This window comes from Streptomyces sp. NPDC058534 (assembly GCF_042717365.1).
Taxonomy (GTDB): domain Bacteria; phylum Actinomycetota; class Actinomycetes; order Streptomycetales; family Streptomycetaceae; genus Streptomyces.
Window position 1 is genome coordinate 1 of sequence record NZ_JBHXNW010000054.1, and the last position, 3,902, is coordinate 3,902.

A 3,902-nucleotide genomic window follows, 5' to 3' on the forward strand; every position below is an offset into this window, starting at 1 on the left:
TCGTCTCCCACCCCTCGGTCGCCGAGGCCGCCGTGGTCGGCGCCGCCGACGAGACCACCGGCCAGGCCATCGTCGCCTTCGTGATCCTGCGCGGCACCGCGGCGGAGTCCGACGACCTGGTCACCGAGCTGCGCAACCACGTCGGCACCACACTCGGCCCCATCGCCAAACCCAAACGGATCCTCCCGGTGGCCGAGCTGCCCAAGACCCGCTCCGGCAAGATCATGCGACGCCTGCTCCGCGACGTCGCGGAGAACCGCCAGCTCGGCGACGTCACGACCCTCACCGACTCCACCGTCATGGACCTCATCCAGACGAAGCTCCCCGCCGCACCCAGCGAGGACTGAACCACCTGCTCCGAGGGCACCCGGCGAAGACCCGCCGGGTGCCCTTTCGGTTTGCTGTTTGGGTAGGCTGAGGACCGCGTAAGAGACCCAACAAGATCCTCATGGTGCGCCGGGAAGTCTGGTCGGCAAGTGTTTCAGTGCTGCCCCCAGACCGGAGGTCTTCCCCGTGACCGTGCCCCGCACCCCCCGCAAAGCCTTCGGACGGCTGTCCCTTCCGGAGCGGAACTACGTCGCGGAGGCGCTGCGCACCGAGACCGTCGGCGGTGTGCTGCTGCTGGTCGCCGCGGTCGCCGCGCTGGTGTGGGCGAACCTGCCGGCGCTCGGGGGCAGCTACGAGAGCGTCGGCGGCTTCCACTTCGGCCCCGCGGCCCTCGGCCTGGACCTGTCGGTCGCGCACTGGGCCGCCGACGGGCTCCTCGCGGTCTTCTTCTTCGTCGCCGGCATCGAACTCAAGCGGGAACTCGTCGCCGGTGACCTCAAGGACCCGAGGGCAGCCGTGCTCCCGGTGGTCGCGGCGCTGTGCGGGATGGCCGTACCGGCGGTCGTCTACACCGTCACCAGCACCGCGGGCGGCGGTTCCCTGGCCGGCTGGGCCGTGCCCACCGCCACCGACATCGCCTTCGCGCTCGCCGTGCTCGCCGTCATCGGCACGTCCCTGCCGAGCGCCCTGCGCGCCTTCCTGCTGACGCTCGCCGTCGTCGACGACCTGTTCGCCATCCTGATCATCGCCGTCTTCTTCACCGACAGCCTGGACTTCGCCGCGCTCGGCGGCGCGGTCGTCGGCCTCGCCGTCTTCTGGCTGCTGCTGCGCAAGGGCGTGCGCGGCTGGTACGTGTACGTCCCGCTGGGCCTGGTGATCTGGGCGCTGATGTACAACAGCGGCGTCCACGCCACCATCGCGGGCGTCGCGATGGGCCTGATGCTGCGCTGCCACACCCGCGAGGGCGAGCGGCACTCCCCCGGCGAGCACATCGAGCACCTCGTCCGACCCCTGTCCGCGGGCCTGGCCGTGCCGCTGTTCGCGCTGTTCAGCGCGGGCGTCTCGCTCTCGGGCGGCGCGCTCTCGGACGTGTTCACCGAGCCGGAGACCCTCGGTGTCGTGCTCGGGCTCGTCGTCGGCAAGGCGCTGGGCATCTTCGGCGGCACCTGGCTGACGGCGCGCTTCACCCGGGCCTCGCTCAGCGACGACCTCGCATGGGCCGACGTGTTCGCGGTGGCGACGCTGGCCGGCATCGGGTTCACCGTCTCGCTGCTCATCGGCGAACTGGCCTTCGAGGGCGACGCGGCGATGACCGGGCAGGTGAAGGCCGCCGTCCTGACCGGTTCGCTGGTCGCGGCGGGCCTGGCGACGGTGCTGCTGAAGATACGGAACGCCAAGTACCGCGGGATGGTGGCCGAAGAGGAGCGCGACGACGACCTCAGCGGCGTCCCGGACATCTACGAGGAGGACGACCCCGCCTACCACCTGCGCGTGGCCGCCGTGTACGAGAAGAAGGCCGCCGAGCACCGCCGGATCGCCGAGGAGATGGAGTCGGCGCGGCTTGCCGAAGTGAAGGGCGGGGCAGGCGATGAGGGCGGCGGTCCGGCATGATCTGACGAGACGGTACAAAAGACGGGACCGTTCGCACTCGGACCGAACGCATCAGGGCCGAGGACGACGTCACACAACCGTACGCAGATGAGCCAGCAGAAGAGGGAGACCGCGATGAGCGCACCCGACGGCAGCCCGGTCGGCACCGAACGCAGCATCGGCCAGCTGTTCGCCTCGGCGACCACCGAAATGTCGGCGCTCGTGCACGACGAGATCGCGCTGGCCAAGGCGCAGCTGAGGCAGGACGTCAAGCGCGGGGCGACGAGCGGCGGCGCGTTCTCCGCCGCGGGCGTGCTCCTGGTCTTCTCGCTGCCGATGCTGAGCTTCGCGCTGGCCTACGGCATCCGGACCTGGAGCCACTGGAACCTGGCGGTCTGCTTCCTGCTGTCCTTCGCGGCGAGCGTCCTCGTCGCGGGCCTGCTCGCGCTGATCGGCATCGTCTTCGCGAAGAAGGCCAAGAAGGGCCGCGGTCCGCAGAAGGTCGCCGCCTCGGTGAAGCAGTCGGCGGGCGTGCTGCAGAACGCCAAGCCGCACCCGCGTCCGGAGCTGTCCGCGGACCGGTCCCCCGAAGCCATCGAGGCTGTGGCACGCTCGTCCTCATGACCGGCTCCACCACCCCTTCGGGCCAGCCCCCCACTTCGGTCGTCCGGCCGGCCATGCCCGGCGGCCACGAGGTGATCCACCGGGACGTCGCGGCCAACGGCGCCCGCTTCCACATCGCCGAGCTGGGCGACGGGCCGCTGGTGCTGCTGCTGCACGGCTTCCCCCAGTTCTGGTGGACCTGGCGGCACCAGCTGGTGGCGCTCGCCGACGCCGGATTCCGCGCGGTCGCCATGGACCTGCGCGGCGTCGGCGGCAGCGACCGCACCCCGCGCGGCTACGACCCCGCCGGCCTCGCCCTGGACATCACCGGGGTGGTCCGCTCGCTCGGCGAGCCGGACGCCGCGCTGGTCGGCCACGACCTGGGCGGCTACCTGGCCTGGACGGCCGCCGCGATGCGGCCCAAGCTGGTGCGGCGGCTCGCGGTCTCCTCGATGCCGCACCCCCGGCGCTGGCGCTCGGCCATGCTCGGAGACGTTCGCCAGAGCCGGGCGGGCTCCTACATCTGGGGTTTCCAGCGCCCGTGGGTGCCGGAGCGCCAACTCACCGCGGACGACGGCGCGCTGGTCGGCCGGCTGCTCCACGACTGGTCGGGGCCGCGGCTGCTGGACGACGAGGCGGTGACGGCGTACCGGCGCGCGATGTGCGTTCCCTCCACGGCGCACTGCTCCGTCGAGCCGTACCGTTGGCTGGTGCGCTCCCTGGCCCGTCCGGACGGCATCCAGTTCTACCGCCGGATGAAGCGGCCGGTGCGCGTGCCGACCCTGCACCTGCACGGCTCGCTGGACCCCGTGATGCGGACGCGGAGCGCGGCCGGGTCCGGGCAGTACGTCGAAGCGCCGTACCGCTGGCGGCTGTTCGACGGTCTCGGACACTTCCCGCACGAAGAGGACCCGGTCGCGTTCTCGACCGAACTGATCAACTGGCTGAAGGATCCCGAACCCGATCGGTGACGGAGCGAACGCACCCGGTATCCGAACCAGAACGCTTGTCCTATGAACGGCCACTTGCCCCGCGCATAGGCCAATTGGGCGCCCTCGGAGCGGTTATCGACCTTGGGGCGGGGGCACACGTCCGGGTATGGGCTGGACGCACGACTACAACGACGTAGCACGCGACGGCCGCTCCACGAGCGGCATGAACATCCACCGACGAGGCGGCACCCCGCAACTGGCGGGTGCGGACCCACGGGTGGGCATCCCGCGCATCCTGCGCCGCCGGGCCCGCTGGGTCTCGGTACGGCTGCGCCACCAACGCGGCTCGCAGGTCTAGGGCCTGTCGTTTGGATCCGCCGGCTGAAAGAGACTGCGCCTTTCGACCACCCGAGCGGGGCGTGGTGCGTGCAGCTGCAAGGCGGAGGAGGG

The 3,902-nt window shown here is 71.3% G+C and carries 4 protein-coding genes and 1 pseudogene; all 5 read left to right on the forward strand.

What is annotated here, in order from left to right; translation table 11 throughout:
- Positions 1-347, forward strand: a pseudogene (locus ACFWR9_RS28460) (acetyl-coenzyme A synthetase); the annotation flags it as partial.
- Positions 348-513: 166 nt separating this feature from the next.
- Positions 514-1,938, forward strand: a complete 1,425-nt coding sequence (gene nhaA / locus ACFWR9_RS28465) for a Na+/H+ antiporter NhaA (protein WP_383846789.1) — start codon at positions 514-516, stop codon at positions 1,936-1,938.
- Positions 1,939-2,052: 114 nt separating this feature from the next.
- A complete protein-coding gene (locus ACFWR9_RS28470) occupies positions 2,053-2,541 on the forward strand; it encodes a phage holin family protein (protein WP_383846887.1) in 489 nt (162 codons plus the stop codon).
- Positions 2,538-3,491: an alpha/beta fold hydrolase gene (locus ACFWR9_RS28475; RefSeq protein ID WP_383846791.1), complete on the forward strand. Its 954-nt coding sequence runs from the start codon at positions 2,538-2,540 to the stop codon at positions 3,489-3,491. The genes ACFWR9_RS28470 and ACFWR9_RS28475 overlap by 4 nt, the downstream gene beginning before the upstream one ends.
- Before the next feature lie 127 nt (positions 3,492-3,618).
- Positions 3,619-3,810 (forward strand): hypothetical protein, encoded by a 192-nt coding sequence (locus ACFWR9_RS28480; RefSeq protein WP_383846793.1) that lies wholly within the window; start codon positions 3,619-3,621, stop codon positions 3,808-3,810.
- Positions 3,811-3,902: the final 92 nt, after the last annotated feature.